At 68.9% G+C, this 19857-nt stretch carries 16 protein-coding genes; 11 read left to right on the forward strand and 5 right to left on the reverse strand.

All coding sequences use genetic code 11. The features are described 5' to 3' along the window. Positions 1–38: 38 nt before the first annotated feature. On the reverse strand, positions 39–344 hold the full coding sequence (locus tag HW532_RS12315) for a YegP family protein (protein ID WP_246478838.1): 306 nt from the start codon (positions 342–344) through the stop codon (positions 39–41). Between the two features lie 209 nt (positions 345–553). On the opposite strand from HW532_RS12315, the gene pabB reads away from it, so the two are divergent. After that, positions 554–2353, forward strand: a complete 1800-nt coding sequence (gene pabB, locus HW532_RS12320; protein WP_213160768.1) for an aminodeoxychorismate synthase component I — start codon at positions 554–556, stop codon at positions 2351–2353. A gap of 225 nt (positions 2354–2578) precedes the next feature. Here pabB and grpE read toward each other — a convergent pair whose 3' ends face one another. Then, positions 2579–3259: a nucleotide exchange factor GrpE gene (gene grpE / locus HW532_RS12325; RefSeq protein WP_213160769.1), complete on the reverse strand. Its 681-nt coding sequence runs from the start codon at positions 3257–3259 to the stop codon at positions 2579–2581. A gap of 94 nt (positions 3260–3353) precedes the next feature. Then, on the reverse strand, positions 3354–4433 hold the full coding sequence (gene hrcA, locus HW532_RS12330; RefSeq protein WP_213160770.1) for a heat-inducible transcriptional repressor HrcA: 1080 nt from the start codon (positions 4431–4433) through the stop codon (positions 3354–3356). Between the two features lie 302 nt (positions 4434–4735). Here hrcA and rph point away from each other — a divergent pair, with 302 nt between their 5' ends. From rph to hemW, 4 genes are read left to right on the forward strand one after another with little or no spacing between them, the layout of a single operon-like run. After that, positions 4736–5449, forward strand: a complete 714-nt coding sequence (gene rph / locus HW532_RS12335; RefSeq protein WP_213160771.1) for a ribonuclease PH — start codon at positions 4736–4738, stop codon at positions 5447–5449. A 4-nt stretch (positions 5450–5453) separates the two neighbouring features. Continuing rightward, positions 5454–5864, forward strand: coding sequence for a VOC family protein (locus HW532_RS12340; protein WP_213160772.1), 411 nt, complete (start codon positions 5454–5456; stop codon positions 5862–5864). Continuing rightward, positions 5861–6523, forward strand: a complete 663-nt coding sequence (gene rdgB / locus HW532_RS12345; protein WP_213160773.1) for an RdgB/HAM1 family non-canonical purine NTP pyrophosphatase — start codon at positions 5861–5863, stop codon at positions 6521–6523. The genes HW532_RS12340 and rdgB overlap by 4 nt, the downstream gene beginning before the upstream one ends. Beyond that, a complete protein-coding gene (gene hemW / locus HW532_RS12350; protein ID WP_213160774.1) occupies positions 6495–7706 on the forward strand; it encodes a radical SAM family heme chaperone HemW in 1212 nt (403 codons plus the stop codon). Before rdgB ends, hemW begins: the two co-directional genes overlap by 29 nt. A gap of 255 nt (positions 7707–7961) precedes the next feature. Here hemW and HW532_RS12355 read toward each other — a convergent pair whose 3' ends face one another. Then, a complete protein-coding gene (locus tag HW532_RS12355) occupies positions 7962–9167 on the reverse strand; it encodes a penicillin-binding protein activator (RefSeq protein ID WP_213160775.1) in 1206 nt (401 codons plus the stop codon). 298 nt (positions 9168–9465) lie between these two features. Here HW532_RS12355 and rsmI point away from each other — a divergent pair, with 298 nt between their 5' ends. From rsmI to olsB, 6 genes are all read left to right on the forward strand, one after another. Then, the gene (gene rsmI, locus HW532_RS12360) at positions 9466–10386 is read left to right on the forward strand and encodes a 16S rRNA (cytidine(1402)-2'-O)-methyltransferase (RefSeq protein WP_213160776.1); all 921 of its coding nucleotides are present in this window, start codon (positions 9466–9468) and stop codon (positions 10384–10386) included. After that, entirely contained in the window at positions 10386–10772 is a 387-nt protein-coding gene (locus HW532_RS12365) for a YraN family protein (protein ID WP_213160777.1), read from the forward strand. Before rsmI ends, HW532_RS12365 begins: the two co-directional genes overlap by 1 nt. Positions 10773–10823: 51 nt before the next feature. Further along, positions 10824–11774: a glutathione synthase gene (gene gshB / locus HW532_RS12370; RefSeq protein ID WP_213160778.1), complete on the forward strand. Its 951-nt coding sequence runs from the start codon at positions 10824–10826 to the stop codon at positions 11772–11774. Between the two features lie 224 nt (positions 11775–11998). Next, positions 11999–13528 carry a YifB family Mg chelatase-like AAA ATPase gene (locus tag HW532_RS12375; protein ID WP_213160779.1) on the forward strand — a complete coding sequence of 510 codons (1530 nt, stop codon included), beginning with the start codon at positions 11999–12001 and terminating at the stop codon, positions 13526–13528. Between the two features lie 259 nt (positions 13529–13787). After that, on the forward strand, positions 13788–15986 hold the full coding sequence (locus HW532_RS12380) for a PAS domain-containing hybrid sensor histidine kinase/response regulator (RefSeq protein WP_213160780.1): 2199 nt from the start codon (positions 13788–13790) through the stop codon (positions 15984–15986). 233 nt (positions 15987–16219) lie between these two features. Next, complete coding sequence (gene olsB, locus HW532_RS12385; RefSeq protein WP_213160781.1) at positions 16220–17116, forward strand: l-ornithine N(alpha)-acyltransferase; 897 nt, start codon at positions 16220–16222, stop codon at positions 17114–17116. A 217-nt stretch (positions 17117–17333) separates the two neighbouring features. On the opposite strand, the gene HW532_RS12390 is transcribed toward olsB, so the two are convergent. After that, a complete protein-coding gene (locus HW532_RS12390; RefSeq protein WP_213160782.1) occupies positions 17334–19613 on the reverse strand; it encodes an NADP-dependent malic enzyme in 2280 nt (759 codons plus the stop codon). Between the last annotated feature and the right edge of the window lie 244 nt (positions 19614–19857).

Raw genomic sequence — 19857 nt, forward strand, 5'->3', positions numbered from 1 at the left:
TCCTGCAGGGGCCCGGGATAAGCCGAAGCTGCGGGCTGTCAGCCCATCCAGCCGTTCAGCCTGGCATTGTGCTCGCAGTCGCGCCGGGCCTTGTAGCCTTCCGACGCGCGGCCCACCTGCCGGCCGTTGGTCGCGAAGGCGCGCCAGCGCCACTCGCCCCGCTTGTCCTCGTAGAATTCCCACTTGTCCTTGGAACCGTCGCGATTGGCGTTCGCCTCCGCATCGGCGCGTGCCTTGTAGCCTTCCGACGATGCGCCGACGATCTGTCCGTTCGACGCGTAGCGCCGCCAGCGCCATTCGCCCTTGTTGTCCTGGTAAAGCTCGAGCTTGCCGTCTGCCGCCATGAGCTCGTCCTCCTTCAGAAGTCCTTGGGACCGGGTGCGCGAATCACTGTAACGCACCGGGAAAGCATAGCAACCGGTCGGCTGCAGACGAAAAAAAACCGTGTCCTGACTATCGGCGAGGGGCGCGCCGGCGTCCCGGTCCGGGGCAAGTGCGGTAGGCATGCAATAAGCGCTTGTGCCCGCGCGCCCGTCGGGCTTTTCATGGCGGCATGACCACTGAGGGTACAGTTCTGCTTGTCGACAGCCTGTCGGGCGGCGACCGCTGCATGCTGTTCGCGGCCCCGCGAGAGATCGTGCGCGCCCATACGCCGGACGACGCCCGCCGGGCCCTTGCGCGCCTCGACGAGGCGGCGGGCGAGGGGTTGTGGGCGGCGGGCTATCTGGCTTACGAGCTGGGTCTCCTGTTCGAGGAACGCCTGGCGCCCCTGTGCCCGCAAAGGACGGCCCTGCCCCTCCTCTGGTTCGGCCTCTACGACGCGCCGGAGCGCATGGGCATCGGCCAAGCCCGGGCGCTGGTCGGGGAGTGGGCGGCCGGGCGGCCGGGCCGCGCGGCCGGGCTCTCCGACACCATGGACCGGGCGGCCTACGCCAAGGCCTTCTCGACGGTGAAGGACTATATCGCCGCGGGCGACTGCTATCAGGTCAACCTCACCTTCAAGGCGCGCTTTTCGCTCCAGGGCGATCCGGCAGGGCTCTATCGCGACCTTCTCCTCAAGCAGCCGGTCGCCTATGGCGCGTTCGTCGATGCGGGCGACCATCACGTCCTCTCCTGCTCGCCGGAGCTCTTCGTCCGCAGGCGGGGGGCGGAGCTGGAGACGCGCCCGATGAAGGGCACGCTCGGGCGCGGGCGGACCGTGGCGGAGGACGAGGCGGGACGCGCGGCGCTGGCGCGCGACGAGAAGACGCTTGCGGAAAACCTCATGATCGTCGACCTCCTGCGCAACGATATGGGGCGGATCGCCGAGATCGGATCGGTGGAGGTGACGGATCTCTTCTCCATCGAGACCTATCGCAGCCTTCACCAGATGACGTCCGGCATCCGCGCGAGGCTGAAGCCGGGACTGTCCGCCGTCGGCGCCCTGGCGCACCTGTTCCCCTGCGGGTCGATCACGGGCGCGCCGAAGATCCGCGCCATGGAGATCGTCCACGAGGTCGAGGCGGAGCCGCGCGGGCTCTATACCGGCGCCATGGGCTATATCGCGCCGGACGGCGATGTCTGCTTCAACGTCGCGATCCGCACCGCGGTGATCGACGGGATGGGCCGCGGCGAGATCGGCATTGGCGGGGGCATCGTCGCCGATTCCGAGCTCGAGGCCGAATATGACGAGGCGCGCCTGAAGATGCGGTTCTTCACCGATCCGCCGCAACCGGTCTGCCTGATCGAGACGCTGCTCTGGGAGCGCGGGCGGGGTTTCGCGCTGCTTGACCGGCATATGGCGCGGCTCGATGAGTCGGCGGCCTATTTCCAGATCCCGCTTTCCCCCGGCGCGGCGGAAACGGCGCTCGAGACCGCCGCCAAGGAATTCGGTGCCGAGCGCATGCGCGTGCGCCTGCTGCTCCACGAGGCGGACGGCCTGTCTGTCACGGCGACGCCGCTGCCCGACACCGGCGTGGCGGAGCCCGTGCGGTTCCTGGTCGCGGCCGAACACACCCGGTCGGGCGATGTGTTCCTCTATCACAAGACCACGCGCCGCGAGCTTTACGACACAGCGCGCATGGACGCGGCGCGCCGGCATGGCGTGGACGAGGTGGTGTTCGTGAACGAGCGCGGCGAGCTGACGGAAGGCTCCTTCACCACGCTCTTCCTGGAGCGCGACGGTCTGCTCGTCACCCCGCCAGTGGGCGCGGGCCTCCTGCCCGGCACGCTGCGCGCGGAGCTCCTGGCCTCAGGCCGCGCCCGTGAGGAGACGCTGCGCCCGGGCGACCTCGCGACCGCGGACGCCGTCTATCTCGGCAATTCGGTGCGCGGCCTCCTGCCGGCCGTCCGGGTGATGCCGGACGGCCAGTGACCGGGAGCGGCGGCATTCGTGATCTTGAAAAAACGGGTCCGGCCGAGCCCCCCAATCCGGTTCTCCTTCCGTCATTCCCGCGAAAGCGGGAATCCACGGGGCGCTTGCCGAATGGGCCCTGCTTATAGATGCCCGCCTCCGCGGGCATGACGATGGCCAAAGTCGCTGGCCGGGTTGTGGGCCTTGGCCGGTGCAGTCCTCGCAAGGATCTCTGGGGCCTGACGCCTATTCGGCCTTGTCCTGGGACGTTTCCGGCGCCTTGGCGGGGGCGGGCTTGGGGCCGCCCTTGGAGACGCCGACCATGGCCGGGCGCAGCACCCGCTCGCCGATCCGGTAGCCGGTCTGCATGACCTGCACCACCGTGCTGCTCGGCACGTCCGGGTTCTCCACCTCGAACATGGCCTGATGGAAATTGGGGTCGAAGCGCTCGCCTTCCGGGTCGAAGCGCTGGATGCCATGGCGTTCGAACACATTGTTCATCTCGCGCTCGGTCATCTCCACGCCCGACAGCAGGGTCTTGAGGGTCTCGTCGGCGCTCTCGCGCATCTCGTCGGGGACCGCGGCGATGGCGCGCCCGAGATTGTCGGCGACCGTCAGCATGTCGCGCGCGAAGGCGGTCGCGGCATAGAGGCGGGCCTCCGCGGCCTCGCGCTCGGCGCGCTTGCGGAGGTTTTCCGTCTCCGCCACGGCGCGCAGCAGGCGTTCCTTCAGCGCGGCGTTCTCCTCCTCCAGGGCCGTGATCTCGGCGGCGCGGTCGTCGCCGGCGGGCGCCTCGGGAGCATTGTCGTTGTCCGGCGCCTGGTCCCGGTCCGTCGCGGCATCGGCGGCCGCGGCGTCGCGCTCGCGCGCCTCCGCGACCTCCCGCTCCTGCGCCGTCGCACCGTTCGTCTTCTTGCCGTCGGTCATTCCAACTCCTCTTGAACGCGAACTCTTCGGGAAAGCCGGCCCGAGCAAGGGCCTCCTCTGTCTGGCCCCGATATCGACCGTGAGGCGGAAAAAATCAAGACAGGAGCCGGCTCAGGAGCCTCGCCGTGTAATCGACCATGGGCACGATGCGCGCATAGTTGATCCGTGTCGGCCCGATAACGCCGAGCGCGCCCACAATATGCTGCTCCGCATTGTGATAGGGCGCCACGATGAGCGAAGAGCCCGACAGCGAGAAGAGCTTGTTCTCCGAACCGATGAAGATCTTCACGCCTTGCCCCTCCTCGGCGAGCCCCAGAAGGCGGATCATGTCCTTCTTCGTCTCCAGGTCGTCGAGCAGCATCCGGATGCGCTCCAGATCGTCCAGCGCATCCACATTCTCGATGAGATGGCCGCGCCCGCGCACGATGAGCGTCTTCTCCTCCGGCTCCGCGCCCGCCCAGGAGGCGATCCCCTGCTCCACCACAGTGGCGGTGAGCTCGTCGAGCTCGCGCTTGAGCGTCTCGATCTCCTGGCCGACCGCGTTCTGGATCTCGTCGAGCGTCTTGTGCTGGAAGCGGACATTGAGGAAGTTCGCCGCCGCCGTCAGAGCCGCAGGCGGCAGGCCCGGCGGTACGGTCATCACACGGTTCTCCACCGTGCCGTCCTCGCTGACGAGGATGACGAGCGCCCGGCCGGGCTCCAGCGCCACGAACTCGATATGCTTGATGCGCATATTGATCTTCGGCGCGACGACGACGCCGGCGCAATGGCTGAGGCCCGACAGCATCTGGGTGGCTTCGGTGAGCACGTCCTCCAGCGACCGGCGGTTGCTGCCGGCCACCCGCGTCTCGATGGCCGAACGGTCGCCCTCCGACAGATCGCCGATCTCCAGGAGGCCGTCGACGAAGAAGCGCAGGCCGAGCTCGGTCGGCAGCCGCCCGGCGCTGGTATGGGGCGAGAAGATGAGGCCGGTGGACTCCAGATCGGCCATGACATTGCGGATCGAGGCCGGCGACAGGGTCATCGGCAGGGACTTCGAGATCGTGCGCGAGCCCACCGGCGCGCCGGTCTCCAGATAGCTTTCGACGAGCTGGCGAAAGATCTCGCGCGAGCGCTGATCGAGATCGGCCAAGCCGCTCAACCGGTCGTTCATCGCGGAACCCAGTCTATCCATGGAAGTCTCAAAAACCGCATTGCCGCACGCTTCACGAGCCTGCCGGTCGAATGTAGGAACCGCCCGGTCACCCGTCAATCGCCCGCCGGTGCCTTGCGGGGGTCCGTTCCATTGGATAGTGTCCTATCCGCTCAGGCGGCACCGGCCCGCTCTCCCGCCCGCCCACCCATGAGATCGTCTGTCGGTGGGCCGGACGGGAGAGCGGGCCGGTGCCGTTTCAATCGGACAGGACAACGCTCCCGATAGCGGACCCGTTTGCCTCGACGACGCCTCACAACGCCCGACGAAGGACGAAAGTGCCCATGCGCCCCTCCAAACGCGATGCCCAGGATATCCGGCCGGTCAGCCTCGAGCGCGGGGTGTCCAAATATGCCGAGGGCTCCTGCCTGATCCGCTGCGGCGATACCCATGTGCTGTGCACCGCCTCGATTGCGGAGCGCGTGCCGCCCTGGATGCGCGGCCTGGGGCGTGGCTGGGTGACGGCGGAATACGGCATGCTGCCGCGCGCCACCAGCGATCGCACGCGCCGGGAGGCGACCGCCGGACGCCAGTCGGGCCGCACGCTGGAGATCCAGCGCCTGATCGGCAGGTCCTTGCGCGCGGCGATCGATCTCGACAAGCTGGGGGAGGTGCAGATCACCGTCGATTGCGACGTGCTGCAGGCCGATGGCGGCACCCGGACGGCCTCGATCACGGGCGCCTGGGTGGCGCTTCACGACTGCGTGCAGTGGATGAAGGCGCGCAATATGGTCACCCAGGACCCGATAAAGGACCACGTGGCGGCGATCTCCTGCGGTCTCTATCGCGACATGGCGGTGTGCGATCTGGATTACGCGGAGGATTCCGAGGCGCAGGCGGATGCGAATTTCGTCATGACCGGCAAGGGCGAGCTGATCGAGGTGCAGGGCACGGCCGAAGGCGCGCCGTTCTCCGAGGCCGCCTTCATCGAGCTCCTGAGCCTTGCGCGAGGCGGGATCTCCCGTCTCGTCGACCTGCAGAAGACGGCCGTCGGGTGACGCCATGACGCCGCGCGGCATTCTCGAAACGGTGCTCTATGCGGAGGATCTCGATGCCGCGGAGGCCTTCTATGGCGGCGTGCTCGGCCTTCAGCGTGTCTCGCGCAACGGCGACCGGCATGTCTTCTTCCGGTGCGGCGACCAGATGCTCCTGATCTTCGACCCGCGGGCCTCCGCCGCGCCGCTGCCGGAGGGCTCGCTGCCCGTGCCGCGCCACGGTGCGGACGGTCCCGGCCATGCCTGCTTCCGGGCGAGCGCGGAGGAGATCGCCGACTGGCGCGCCCATCTCGAGACACAAGGCGTGACCATCGAATCCGATTTCGAATGGCCCCAGGGCGGCCGCTCGATCTATTTCCGCGATCCGGCGGGCAACAGTCTCGAATTCGCCGAACCGCGCATGTGGGGACTTCAATGACCCATCGCAGCTTCGAGGGCGACCGTCTGGTCGTGGCAAGCCACAATCCGGGCAAGGTCCGCGAGATCGCCGATCTGATCGGTCCGCTCGGCATTGACACGGTGTCGGCCGGCGAACTCGGCCTGCCGGAACCGGAGGAGACGGGCAAGACCTTCGTCGACAATGCGCTGATCAAGGCCCATGCGGCGGCCGGGGCTTCCGGCCTTCCCGCGCTTGCCGACGATTCCGGGCTTGCGGTCGAGGCGCTGGGCGGCGATCCGGGCATCTATTCGGCGCGCTGGGCAGGCCCCGGCAAGGACTTCGCGCTCGCCATGCGCAAGGTGGAGGACGGGCTGCACAAGGCGGGCGCGGCGACACCCGAGGCGCGGCGGGGCGCTTTTGTCTGCGCGCTGGCGCTCGCCTGGCCGGACGGTCATGCGGAGGTCTTCGAGGGCACCGTCGAGGGCACCCTCGTCTGGCCGCCGCGCGGCGGCCAGGGCTTCGGCTACGATCCCATGTTCCTCGCCGACGGCGAGGCGGAGACCTTCGGCGAGATGGAGCCTGCCGCCAAGCACGCCATCTCCCACCGCGCCCGCGCCTTTGCCGCGCTCATGCGCCATGTCTTCCGGGCGGACAGCGATGACCGAGACCATGACACAGCGGTATCCCGCGCCGGCTGAGGGCCGGGCCCCGGGCTTCGGCATCTACGTCCACTGGCCGTTCTGCCGGGCGAAATGCCCCTATTGCGACTTCAACTCCCATGTGCGCGCCGATGTCGATCCCATGGCCTATGGGCGCGCACTCGTGCGCGAGATCGAGACGCTTGGCGAGAGGCTCCCCGGCCGGCGCGTCACGAGTGTCTTCTTCGGCGGGGGCACGCCCTCGCTCATGCCGCCGGCGACCGTGGCCATGGTGCTCGACCGGATCGCGGAGCTCTGGCCCGTCGAGGCGGATGCGGAGATCACGCTGGAGGCCAATCCGACGAGCGCGGAGGCGGCGAATTTCCGCGGCTACCGTGCCGCGGGCGTGAACCGGGCCTCGGTCGGCCTCCAGGCGCTTCACGACGATGCGTTGAGAGCGCTCGGGCGCGAGCACAGCGCGGCGGAGGGGCTCGCCGCCTTCCGCATGGCCGCCGGCATCTTTCCGCGCGTCTCGCTCGACCTGATCTATGCCCGCCCGCACCAGACACGGGCCGACTGGGCGGGAGAGCTCGACCGCGCGCTCTGCGAGGCGGGCGATCATCTCTCGCTCTATCAGCTCACCATCGAGCCGGGTACGCCCTTTGCCGCGCGCCACAGGCGGGGCACGCTCGTCGTGCCGGAGGACGACGAGGCGCTCGCGCTGTTCGAGATCACCCGCGAGCGCACCGCGGCCGCCGGCTTCCCGGCCTACGAGATCTCCAACCACGCCCGGCCCGGCGGGGAATCGCGCCACAATCTCCTCTACTGGCGCTATGGGGAGTATCTCGGCGTCGGCCCGGGTGCCCATGGGCGGCTGGAAGAGGGCGGCCGGCGGATCGCCACCACCATGGCGCGCACGCCCGATGCCTGGCTGAGGGCGGTCCGCGCGCACGGCCACGGCCTTGTGGAGGAAACCGAGCTCGACACGCGGGAACAGGCCGAGGAATGCCTCCTCATGGGGATGAGGCTCGAGGAAGGGTTGCCGCTTGCGCGTCTTCAGGCCGTGAGCGGGCTCGTGCCGGCGCGCGCCATGCTCGACGCGCTCTCAACGGAGGGCCTGCTGACGGTCGACGACGCCCGGGGCCGCATTGCGGCGACGCCCGAGGGCCGGCTGGTTCTCAACGCGCTGATCGCGGAACTCGCCGCCGCGCTCGAACCTGCGGGACATCCCGTGCACCCGTAAGGGTCGAGCGGCGCGGGTGTCTGAACGCGCCGCTCTCGGCCGGAACCACTCAAAGCCATAAGCGGGTCCCCCGGGTTTCACGCCTTCGTGGGAGCCAGCGGAAGGCGGGTCAAGCCATCCTGTTTCCGGTCCGCTCATGCCCGCGACGGCGGGCATCCATGCCGACCTCGCCACGCGCGGCAAGCGTCCAATGGATTGCCGGGACAAGCCCGGCAATGACGAGCAAGGAATGAGTCCGCCTGAGTGCGGGTTGATCTAGAACCCCGTCCCGCTGAACCGGCTCGGGGCGGGCTGCACGACGCGCGGCCCGGACGGGGTGACCTCGAGGATGGCGAGCCCGCGCTCGATCCGCCCGTCGGTGCGGAAGCGGAACAGGCCGTTCATGCCCTGGAAGCCCTGCGAGTTCGTGATCTGGGAGGACGAGAAGCTGCCGCCGCCGGAACGCTCCATGGCGATGGCCATGGAGACGGCGTCGTAGGCGAGGCTCGCCAGCCGCGGCGGCGAGCCGCCATAGGTCGCCGCATATTTCTGGTCGAAGCGGCTTACCAGATTGGGCGACACGCCCGCATACCAGCCATTGATCGCAATCGGCACGGTGCGCACCGTCTGGTCGTCCCACAGGCCGGTGCCGAGTGTCTTCACCGAGCTGGCATTGACGCCGGCGTCGTTGAGCGTGGCGCCGATGGCTCTCAGGAGGGTGCCGCCTTCCGCGATCATGAGCGCCTGCACGTTGCGGCTCTGGTCGGAGACCACGGAGGCGACGCGCTTGGCCGGCTCGGCCACGCTCTGCTGATTACGCGCGAACCGTTCCAGCGCGACGATTCGCCCGCCATTGGCGCGTGCGGTGTCGTGCAGCGCGCGCTCGACCGTGTTGCCGTATTGCGACTGCGGCACGAGTGCGGCGATGTTGCGCAGGCCCTGCGCGATGGCATATCGGGTGACGCTGGCGACCTCCTGCTCCGGCGGGAAGCTCATCAGATAGACGCCCGCATCGGCCACCGAGGAGACCGAGGAGAAGGCGATGACCGGGACGCTCTGCTGGCGCGCGACGGGCGCGACCGCCTGAACGGAGCTTGAGAACAACGGGCCGAGAATGAGCTGTGCACCCTCGTTGAGGGCGGCTTGAGCGGCCTGGCGCGCACCCGATGCGCTGCCCTGCGTGTCCTTGGTGACGAGCACGATGCCCGGACTGCCGGAATCGAGCATGGCGAGCTCGGCGGCCTGCTTCATGGCCTTGGCAACGCGCGCGGAGTCGCCGCCCGACGACAGCGGCAGGAGAAGGCCGACCTTCACGCCCTGCTGGTTGATATTGGCGGCCTGGGAATTCACCGCGCCCGGCGCCGGCTGCGCCTGCCGCGAGCTGGATCCGGAGCTCCCGAACAGGCTGCCCATATTGCTGCTGCAGCCGGCAAGTCCGACCGCAAGGCCCGCAAACAGGAGGACGCGCAGCGCTGCGGCCATATGGCCGCGGGCGCCGTCGAGGACACGCGAAAATACGTTCAGGACACCGGGTAACAGCACGATTTCCCCACCATTGAACACATCAGGCGGTTGCGACACATGACGGTCCGGCGGCCCGCCGGACGGTGAACGCGAAGTCACCTCTCGTCACCTGAGCTAACCCCCGATAAGCTAAACAAAGCCTTAAGGGATTGAAAGCCCGCGGTTGGCCGGACCGGCCGCGGCGCATTGTCTGGAGACCGCCCGCCGAGATGTCTGCCGCCTTACCTGCCAGTAGCGAACCGGGTTCCGGAACCGCATGAGTACCAGGACAGATGCCGGCGCGCGCGCGCGCCGCTACACCATCGAGGGCCAATCCGTCGCCGCGCCTCCCCTGGAGCCGGGGCTCTATGTGACGGCCACGCCGATCGGCAATCTGGGCGACGTGACCCTGCGCGCGCTCGCCACGCTCGCCGCCGCCGACGGCATACTGTGCGAGGACACACGCGTGACCCGCAGGCTGACGGCCCATTTCGGCATCGCCACCCCGCTCGCCGCCTATCACGAGCACAATGCCGCACGGGCAAGGCCCGGCATTCTGGCCCGTCTCGAGGCCGGCGAGGCCATCGCGCTGGTGAGCGATGCGGGCACGCCGCTGATCTCCGATCCGGGCTTCAAGCTGGTGCGCGAGGCGCGCGAGGCGGGCATCGCCGTCACGGCTGTGCCGGGGGCCAGCGCGGCGGTCGCGGCGGTCTCCATTGCCGGGTTGCCGAGCGACCGGTTCCTGTTTGCGGGCTTCCTGCCCGCGCGCGGCGGCGAGCGGCGCCGGGCACTGGAGCGCCTCATGGCGGTCGAGGCCTCGATCGTGCTCTACGAGGCGCCGCAGCGGATCGAAAATCTCCTGACCATGCTGGACGAGGTCGCCCCGGACCGCGAGCTCGCGGTCACGCGCGAGCTCACCAAGCGGTTCGAGGAAGTCCTCACCGGCGTGCCCGCGGAGGTGGGCGCCAGGCTGGAGGCGCGCGACGGCGTGAAGGGCGAGGTGACCGTGGTGATCGCGCCGCCGGCGCAGACCGGCACGGACGAGCCGGACCGGGCCGCCGTCGACGAGGCGCTGCGCCGGGCGCTCGGGCGCCAGTCGACCGGCAAGGCCGCGGCCGAGGTCGCCCGCGCCTTCGGCCTGAACCGGCGCGATGTCTATGCGCGCGCGCTCGAGCTGAAGGATGCAGAGGAGGAGTGATGCGCGGGCGCGCCGGCGACACCGCCTCCCGACAGGCCGCCTTCCGGCGCGGCCACCTCGCCGAGGCGCTCGCCGCCGGACTCCTGACGCTCAAGGGATATCGCGTGATCGCCCGGCGCTATCGCTGCCCGGTGGGCGAGATCGACCTCATCGTGCGGCGCGGGGCGACGATCGTCTTCGTGGAGGTGAAGCAGCGCGCCGACGCGGCATCCGCCCTCCACGCGCTGACCCCGCGCCAGCGCGAGCGCATCGTGCGCGCGGCGCAATACTGGCTGTCGCAGCGGCGCGGCGGCCGCCCCGTGGATTGCCGCTTTGACATGGTGATCGCGCGGCCCTACCTATGGCTGCGGCATGTCGAGAACGCCTTTCCGGGCACCCCGCTCTAGGGCGCTTTCGGCCATCCGTCCCCAACCGCCCTTCGAGCGAGCGCGAGGCCCATGTCCCCGAAAACGTCCCTGAAGATCGCCGTCCAGATGGATCCCGTCGCGTCAATCGACATCCGGGGCGATTCCACCTTCGCCCTGCTGCTGGAAGCCCAGAGGCGCGGCCACGGGATCTTCTATTATCTCCCGAAGGCGCTCAGCCTGCGCGGCGATGCGGTGCACGCCTGGGGGAGCGACCTGGAGGTGCGCGACGAGGCGGGCAACCATTTCTCGCTGGGCGAGGAACGCCGTGCCGATCTCTCCGGGTTCGACGCTGTGCTGCTGCGCCAGGACCCGCCCTTCGACATGTCCTACATCTCCTCCACCCATATCCTGGAGCGGATTCATCCTGAAACGCTCGTCGTCAACGACCCGGTGGAGGTGCGCAACGCCCCGGAGAAGCTCTTCGTGATGCGCTTCTCGGAATTCATGCCGGCCACGCTCATCACCCGCGACCGCGACGAGATCCGCGCCTTCAGGGACGAGTTCGGCGACATCATCCTGAAGCCCCTTTACGGCAATGGCGGTGCGGGTGTGTTCCGGCTGACGGAAGCCGACGAGAACCTCGCCTCGCTCGTCGAGCTCTTCGAGCAGACCTTCCGCGAGCCCTTCATCGTCCAGCAATATCTGCCGGAGGTGCGCCGAGGCGACAAGCGCATCATCCTGGTGGACGGCAAGCCCGCTGGGGCCATCAACCGTGTGCCGGCGGTGGGCGAGGCGCGCTCCAACATGCATGTGGGCGGGCGCGCGGAGCCCGCGGAGATGACCGACCGCGACCGGGCCATCTGCGAGGCCATCGGGCCGGAGCTGTCCCGGCGCGGCCTGATCTTCGTCGGTATCGACGTGATCGGCGACTATCTCACGGAGATCAACGTCACCTCGCCCACGGGCATCCGCGAGATCGCCCGCTTCGGCGGCAATGACATCGCCGCGATGATCTGGGATGCCATCGAGGCGCGGGTCTAGGCGGGGCCGGCCCGGAGCTTCTGTGTGATAGCGGCACCGGCCCGCTCCCCCACCCGGTCCCCCTTGGCAAGTATGATCTCATGGGTGGCCGGGTGGGGGAGCGGGCCGGTGCAGCCTGCGGTCTGGCAAAACCGGGAGGCGCGGGCATGTGCGTTCCCTTAATGTTCTTGCTCTTGCAACCGTTGCGCGGTAGGATTGCCTCCTGACAAGCTTGGGGGGCTTTCATGATCGCGCATGTGAATACGGTGGCGTTTCACGGCATCGAGGCGATAAAGGTCGACGTTCAGGTCCAGATCGCCTCGGGCATGCCCGCCTTCACCATTGTCGGACTGCCCGACAAGGCGGTGGCGGAGAGCCGCGAGCGGGTGCGCTCGGCGCTGACCGCGGTGGGGCTCGCGCTGCCGCCCAAGCGCATCACGATCAATCTCGCCCCCGCCGACCTGCCCAAGGAGGGCAGCCATTACGACCTGCCGATCGTTCTGGGGCTGCTGGCCGCGCTCGGCGTCGTGCCGGGCGACAGTCTTGGCCGCTATACGGTGCTCGGCGAGCTGTCGCTCGACGGCTCGATCACGGCGGTGGCCGGCGTCCTGCCGTCCGCGCTCAGCGCCTCGGCGCGCGGCGACGGGCTGATCTGCCCCGGGGCCTGCGGGCCGGAAGCGGCCTGGGCGGGCGAGGATCTCGACATCCTGGCGCCGGACAACCTCGTCCAGCTCATCAACCACTTCAAGGGCACGCAGGTGCTCTCGCGGCCCGATCCGGAGCTTGCCGAGGAGAGTGCGGTTCTGCCCGACCTCAAGGACATCAAGGGTCAGGAGAGCGCCAAGCGCGCGCTCGAGGTTGCCGCGGCGGGCGGGCACAACATGCTCATGATCGGTCCGCCCGGCGCCGGCAAGTCCATGCTCGCCCAGCGCCTGCCTTCCATCCTGCCGGCGATGGATGCGCGCGAGATGCTCGACGTCTCGATGATCGCCTCGGTGGCGGGCGCGCTGCCGGGAGGCTGCGTCAGCCGCCGGCGGCCGTTCCGCGCGCCGCATCACACGGCGAGCCAGGCGGCCATGGTCGGCGGCGGCATGCGGGCAAAGCCCGGCGAGATGGCGCTCGCCCATAATGGCGTGCTGTTTCTCGACGAACTGCCGGAGTTCCAGCCCCGGGTGCTGGAGGCGCTGCGCCAGCCGCTGGAGACGGGCGAGACCGTGGTCGCGCGCGTCAACCATCATGTGAGCTATCCGGCGCGGTTCCAGCTCATCGCGGCGATGAACCCGTGCCGCTGCGGGCGGGCGGGCGAGCCGGGGCAGAGCTGCCCCCGGGGTCCGCGCTGCGCGGCCGACTATCAGGCGCGCATCTCCGGCCCGCTGCTCGACCGGATCGACATCGTGCTCGACATCGCGCCGGTGCGCATCGCCGATCTCGCCCTGCCGGCACCGCGCGAGGGCAGCTCGGAGGTCGCCCGACGGGTCGCAGGCGCGCGCGAGCGCCAGAGGATACGCTTTGCGGAGACGGACGCGCCGGGGAGGCTCAATGCGCAGGCCGACGGCGAGCGTCTGGAGGCCGTGGCCACACCCGATGCGGCCGGGGTCCGGCTCCTGTCGGATGCCGCGGAGCGGGCCGGCCTGTCCGCGCGCGGCTACCACCGCGTCCTGCGTGTGGCGCGCACGCTGGCCGATCTGGACGGGGCGGACACGGTGGGCCAGACCCATATCGCGGAGGCGCTCAGCTACCGCCACGAGATGCGCCCGCTGAGGACGGCGGCTTGAGGCGGCCGGGAAAGGCCGGTAACAATGGGTGCGCGGCAGGTGCGACCGGGCGGCGCCATATGATCGCAAGACGCTCCGGGGCGGAAGACGGACGCTCCGCACCGGAGGCGGAGTATCTGGGGAGACGATCGCCATCACTTGGACCCGACCCGGCCCCGAGGCCGGTTCCGCGCGGAAGCGACCGTCCCCGGGACACGACCGGCGCGCCCGCCTGAAAAGGCGGCTTCTCCAGCTCGTCCGCCCGCTCGATGCCGGGCCGGTGGAGAGCGTTCTCATCCTGGCCATAGGGGCGTGCCTCGCCACCTCGGTGATCGTGCTGACCTTCGGCTGGTCGGGAACCGTCCGGGTCGTGTCCCACCGCGTGGAGGTGCCGCTGGCGCTTGCCTTCATCGCCGTGGCCGCCGCGCTGTGGTCGGGCCTCGTCGCGCGCCGCAAGATCCTGGAGCTCAAGCGGCAGACGGCGCGGCTGCGGGCAAGCGAGGCGCGTTATCGCGGGCTGATCGAGAGCCAGGGCGATATCATCCTGCGGCTGGAGCCCGATGGCCGGCTGACCTTCGTCAACCATGCCTTCGAGCAGACCTTCGGCGTGGAGGCGCTGGCGGTCGTCGGCCGGCCCTTCGCCTTCTCCGTCATCGAGGGCGACAACGCCGGCGCCGCGCGCCGGGCCATCGAGGTGCCCCCGCACAGGGTCACCTATGACCAGCTGATCGAGACCCCCCACGGATCGCGCTGGATTTCCTGGGAGGAGCGCGCGGTCCTCGACGGGGAGGGCGGGATCCGCGAGATCCAGAGCGTCGGGCGCGATCTCACCGCGCTCAGGACGGCCATGGCCGAGCTTGCCGAAGCGCGCGACCAGGCGGAGGCGGCGAACCGCGCCAAATCCATGTTCCTCGCCACGATGAGCCACGAGATCCGCACGCCCATGAACGGCGTGCTCGGCATGCTCGGCCTGCTGCAGGACACCCATCTCACCGAGGAACAGGCCTCCTATGCCCGCACGGCGGAAAGCTCGGGCCGCGCGCTGCTCGCGCTGATCGACGAGATCCTCGACCTGTCCAAGATCGAGGCCGGCCGCATCGACCTCGCCCCGAAACCCTTCGAGCTGGCCGCCATGGTGGAGATGCTGACGGAGCTCCTGTCGCCGCGCGCCCATGCCAAGGGGATCGGGATCGCCTGCTATATCGATCCGGCCCTGCCGGAGGTCGTGTCCGCCGATGCCGCGCGGCTGCGCCAGGTCCTGCTCAACCTCGCCGGCAACGCCATCAAATTCACCGAGAGTGGCGGCGTGCTCGTGAAGGTGGAGGCGGTGCACACCGACGGAAAGGACGAGGGGCCGGTCCGCATCCGCTTTGCGATCGAGGATACCGGGATCGGCCTGACGGGCGAGCAGATCGGCCGGGTCTTCGGCGCCTTCGCGCAGGCCGACGACAGCCATGCGCGCCGGTTCGGCGGCACAGGCCTCGGCCTGACCATCTCGCGCCGCCTCGTGGAGCGCATGGGCGGTACGATCTCGGTGGAGAGCACGCTCGGCAAGGGAGCCTGTTTCTCCTTCGTTCTCGACATGGACGCGGACGATCGCACACCGTTCCTCACCGGGAGCCCCCTTGCCGGCCACATCGCGGTGCTGGTCGCGGCGGATGGCCCGCAAAGCCGCGCGCTGACGGCCTATCTGGAGGATTTCGGCGCGAGCGTGCACGCCATGGCGGCGCCGGATGCCGAGGCAATGCGGGTCATCTGCGCCGGCCTCGATCCCGCAACGTGCGTGACGGTGGTGGATTTCGCCGCCATGGACGGCGAGGGCGACCTGCCCGGCGTCCTCGCCGCGGCGCAGGGCGATGCGTGGCTCATGCTGACGGCGGAAGCGCGCAAGGACCTCGCGCGCCGGCTCGCGCTCGGCTTCACCGGCTATCTCGTCAAGCCGTTGCGCAGGACGTCGGTCGCGCGGTGGCTCGCGCGAAGTCCGCATCCGGGGAAAGGCGGGGATGGCGATCTGCCGGACGGCGTGCCGGCCGGCGACGGGCGTGGCCGTCTCACGGTGCTTCTCGCCGAGGACAACGACGTCAACGCCCTTTTGGCCCGCACCGTTCTCGAACGGGCCGGTCACGAGGTGATCCGTGCCGTCGACGGCACGAGCGCGGTGGACTGCGTGGCGAAGGCGCTGGCCGGTACGGACCCTGCCGCCCGGCTGCCCGATCTCGTGCTCATGGATGTGCAGATGCCCGGTGTCGACGGGCTCGAGGCGGCGCGCCGGATCCGCGCGCTGGAACGGCGCGAACGGTTGCCCCATAGCCTGCCTATCGTGGCGCTGACGGCGAATGCGACGTCGGACGCGCGCGATTCGTGCCTGGACGCCGGCATGAACGACTATATCGCCAAGCCGTTCGACACCGAGGATCTCGACCGCGTGATTCGCCGCCATGTCCCGGAACGGCCGGTCGGCATCGGACGGGACGGCTGAGGCGCGTTCGCGCCGCCGGACCGGCATTGCCCGCATGTCCGCCCGGCCGGTATGCAGGCACGAATGGCGTCTGGACAGGAGCCGTCATCAAACTTTAATAGAACAACGCTTTGTGACATTCTGACTGGGATGCGATCGGCGAGCGTCGCAATCGGTCCGGTGTTCGCCGTCAGACTCTGACATCGCGCCGGCCACCTTGGAGCAGGCGGTTGCGCAAGGACTGTCTGGATGGCATGACGGCCAGAGCCCTGAAACCTCCGCCCTCTGTTTCCGAAGGGATGACGCGCATTTCTCCCACTTCTCCCGGATTGGTGCTTGGCCGAAAAGGCACACTCCTCGTCAGACTGGCCCGCGACAGCGACGATATCGCCGCCGCCCAGAGCCTGCGCTATCGCGTGTTCTACGAGGAGCTGTCGGCGCGGCCCGACCGCGAAACCGCGCTTGCCCGGCGCGACAGCGACGCGTTCGACGAGATCTGCGACCATCTCCTGGTGGTGGAGACCGGCGAGCCGTCCGACGATCCGGAAGCCGTGCACAGCTACGATGGCGAGGTCGTGGGCACCTACCGGCTCCTGCGCCAGGAGGTCGCCGAGCGCACGGCCGGCTTCTACACGCAGGACGAGTTCGATATCGCCGCGCTCATCGACCGCAAGCCGGAGATCCGCTTTCTCGAGCTCGGCCGGTCCTGCGTCCTCAAGCGCTACAGGACCAAGCCTGTCGTGGAGCTGCTGTGGCAGGGGATCTGGAACTATGTCCGCCTGCACAAGCTCGATGTGATGCTGGGCTGCGCGAGCATGACCGGCACCGATCCGGACAGCCTGGCACTGCCCCTGAGCTTCCTCCACCACCGCTTCCGCGCGCCGGAGGAATGGCGCGTGCGCGCCCAGCCGGACCAGTATGTGGAGCTCAACCGGCTGCCCCCCGGCGAAATCGACGACCGGGAGGCGATGCGCGCCCTGCCGCCGCTCATCAAGGGCTATCTGCGGCTCGGCGCCTATATCGGCGATGGCGCGGTGGTCGACGAGCAGTTCAACACGACGGATGTGCTGATCATCCTGCCGGTCTCCTCGATCAACGCCCGCTATTTCTCCCATTTCGGCGCACCGGACGACAATCCGCTCGACCAGTGAGCGGCGCAAGGGATTGAAACGGCACCGCTCCCCCGTCCGACCGGCCATGAGATTATACTTCCCTAGGCACCCGGGTGGGGGAGCTGGCCGGTGCAGCCTTGTCGCAAAGAGGCTAGAGCGCATTTCGTGAACCCATGTTCACTCAAATGCCCTCCAGATCCCTATATTGCCGCGCTTTCGAACCGGAAAAGTGGTCTCCACTTTTCCTGAAAGCGCTCTAGCCGTTGATGTCGAAGGCGGCGATGGCGGCGAGGTTGACGAGCTCGTTCGCCGTCGCGCTGAGCGGCGCGATCTGGACCGACTTGTCCAGCCCGACGATCAGCGGGCCGACAACCGTCACGCCGCCGAGCTGCTGCAGCATCTTCGTGGCGATGCTCGCACTGTCCACATCCGGCATGACGAGCACGTTGGCCGGGCCGGTGAGGCGCGCGAAGGGGTAGAGCGCCATGGCCTGGCGGTCGAGCGCCACATCGGCCTGCATCTCGCCCTCATACTCGAAATCGACGCCGCGCTCGTCGAGGCGTTCGACGGCCCTGCGCATGGTCTCGGAACGCTCGCCCTTGGGATGGCCGAAATTGGAGAAGGCGAGGAAGGCGACGCGCGGCTCGTAACCGAAGCGGCGCGCGACGCCGGCCGCGCCCTCGGCGATGTCGGCAAGCTCGTCCGCCGCCGGCGTCTCGTGGCAGGTCGTGTCGGCGATGAAGACGGTGCGCCCGCGGCACAGTGCCATGGATACGCCGATCATGCGCTGACCCGCGCGCGGATCGACGACGCGGCGGACATTCTCCAGCGCCACGGAATAGTTGCGCGTAATGCCGGTCACCATGGCGTCCGCATCGCCGAGCGCGACCATGCAGGAGCCGAAGATGTTGCGGTCGTTGTTGACCAGCCGCTGGCAGTCGCGCAGCAGGAAGCCGCGGCGCTGCAGGCGCTTGTAGAGGAAGTCCGCATAGTCCGTGTTGCGGTCCGACAGCCGGGCATTGAGGATGCTCACCGCGTCGTTGAGCTCGATGCCCAGCGTACGCACGGTCTGCTCGATCTCCTGGTCGCGCCCGACCAGGATCGCCTGGCCGAGCCCGCTATTGGCGAAGGCGTTGGCGGCGCGGATCATGCGCTCCTCCTCGCCCTCCGCGAAGACCACGCGGCGCGGATTGAGGCGGGCCTGCTCGAAGATGCCCTGAAGCGAGCCGGCGATCGGGTCGAGCCGCGCGCTGAGCTCGGCCACATAGGCGTCGATATCCACGATATCCTTGCCGGCGACGCCGGAATCCATCGCCGCCTTGGCGACCGCCGGGGGAATGTGGCTGATGAGCCGGGGATCGAACGGCACGGGGATCAGGTAGTCCGGGCCGTAGCGCGGGCGCTGCCCGTGATAGGCGGCGGCCACCTCGTCGGGCACGTCCTCGCGTGCGAGCTTGGCCAGCGCCTCCGCCGCGGCGATCTTCATCGCGTCGTTGATGGTGCGTGCGCGCACGTCGAGAGCGCCGCGGAAGATGTAGGGGAAGCCGAGGACGTTGTTGATCTGGTTGGGATAATCGGAGCGTCCGGTGGCCATGATGGCGTCGTCGCGCACCTCCGCGACCTCCTCCGGCGTGATCTCCGGATCCGGGTTGGCCATGGCGAAGATGATCGGCTGGTCGGCCATGCCGGCCACCATCTCCGGCGTCAGCGCCCCCTTCACCGACAGGCCGAGAAACACATCCGCGCCCTGAAGCGCGTCGGTGAGCGTGCGCGCCTCGGTCTCCGCGGCGTGGGCCGCCTTCCACTGGTTCAGCCCGTCCGTGCGGCCCTTGTAGACCACGCCCTTGCTGTCGCACAGGATCGCCCTGTCATGGGGCAGACCCATGGCCTTGACGAGCTCCACGCAGGCAATCGCCGCCGCGCCGGCGCCGTTGATGACGAGTGTGATGTCCTGAAGCCGCCGTCCCGTCAGGTGCAGCGCGTTGATCAGGCCCGCCACGGCGATGATCGCGGTGCCGTGCTGGTCGTCGTGGAAGACTGGGATGTCCATCATCTCGCGCAGCTGCTGCTCGATGATGAAGCAGTCCGGCGCCTTGATGTCCTCCAGATTGATGCCGCCGAAGGCCGGGCCCAGATAGCGCACTGAATTGATGAACGCGTCGACGTCGGTCGTGTCGATCTCCAGGTCGACTGCGTCTACATCGGCGAAGCGCTTGAAGAGCACGGCCTTGCCCTCCATCACGGGCTTGGAGGCGAGCGCGCCCAGCGCGCCGAGCCCCAGAATGGCCGTGCCGTTGGAGATGACGGCGACCATGTTGCCCTTCGCCGTGTAGTCATAGGCGGTGATGGGGTCTTCCGCGATGCGCCGGACCGGCACCGCGACGCCCGGCGAATAGGCAAGGCTCAGATCCCGCTGGGTCGCCATCGGTTTGGTCGGCGTGATCTCCAGCTTGCCGGGCTTGCCGCGCTGATGGAACAGGAGCGCCTCGACGTCGCTCACCGTGGGGCGCTTGCCCGGATTGTCCTTGGACGCCATGGACGCCTTCTCCCTCGAATTCCCGTCTGTTTCGTGTCTTCGCCGTATCGGCCGATCCTCGGACCCGCGCGCGACCGTGTCGTCGGGGTGTTCCAGATTGTGGGATAGCGATGCCACGAAGGGCCGTGACCCTAGCTCGCCGAACAGAAGCCCTCAAGAGAAACCCGCACGGTGGCCCGGATCGTTCCATCCTGCGCGATGGCTCCGAAGACTGTTGACGGGGCCTGCCGGAGGGCAGACAGTC

It is taken from the genome of Kaustia mangrovi (genome assembly GCF_015482775.1).
In the GTDB taxonomy this organism is placed as follows: Bacteria; Pseudomonadota; Alphaproteobacteria; order Rhizobiales; family Im1; genus Kaustia; species Kaustia mangrovi.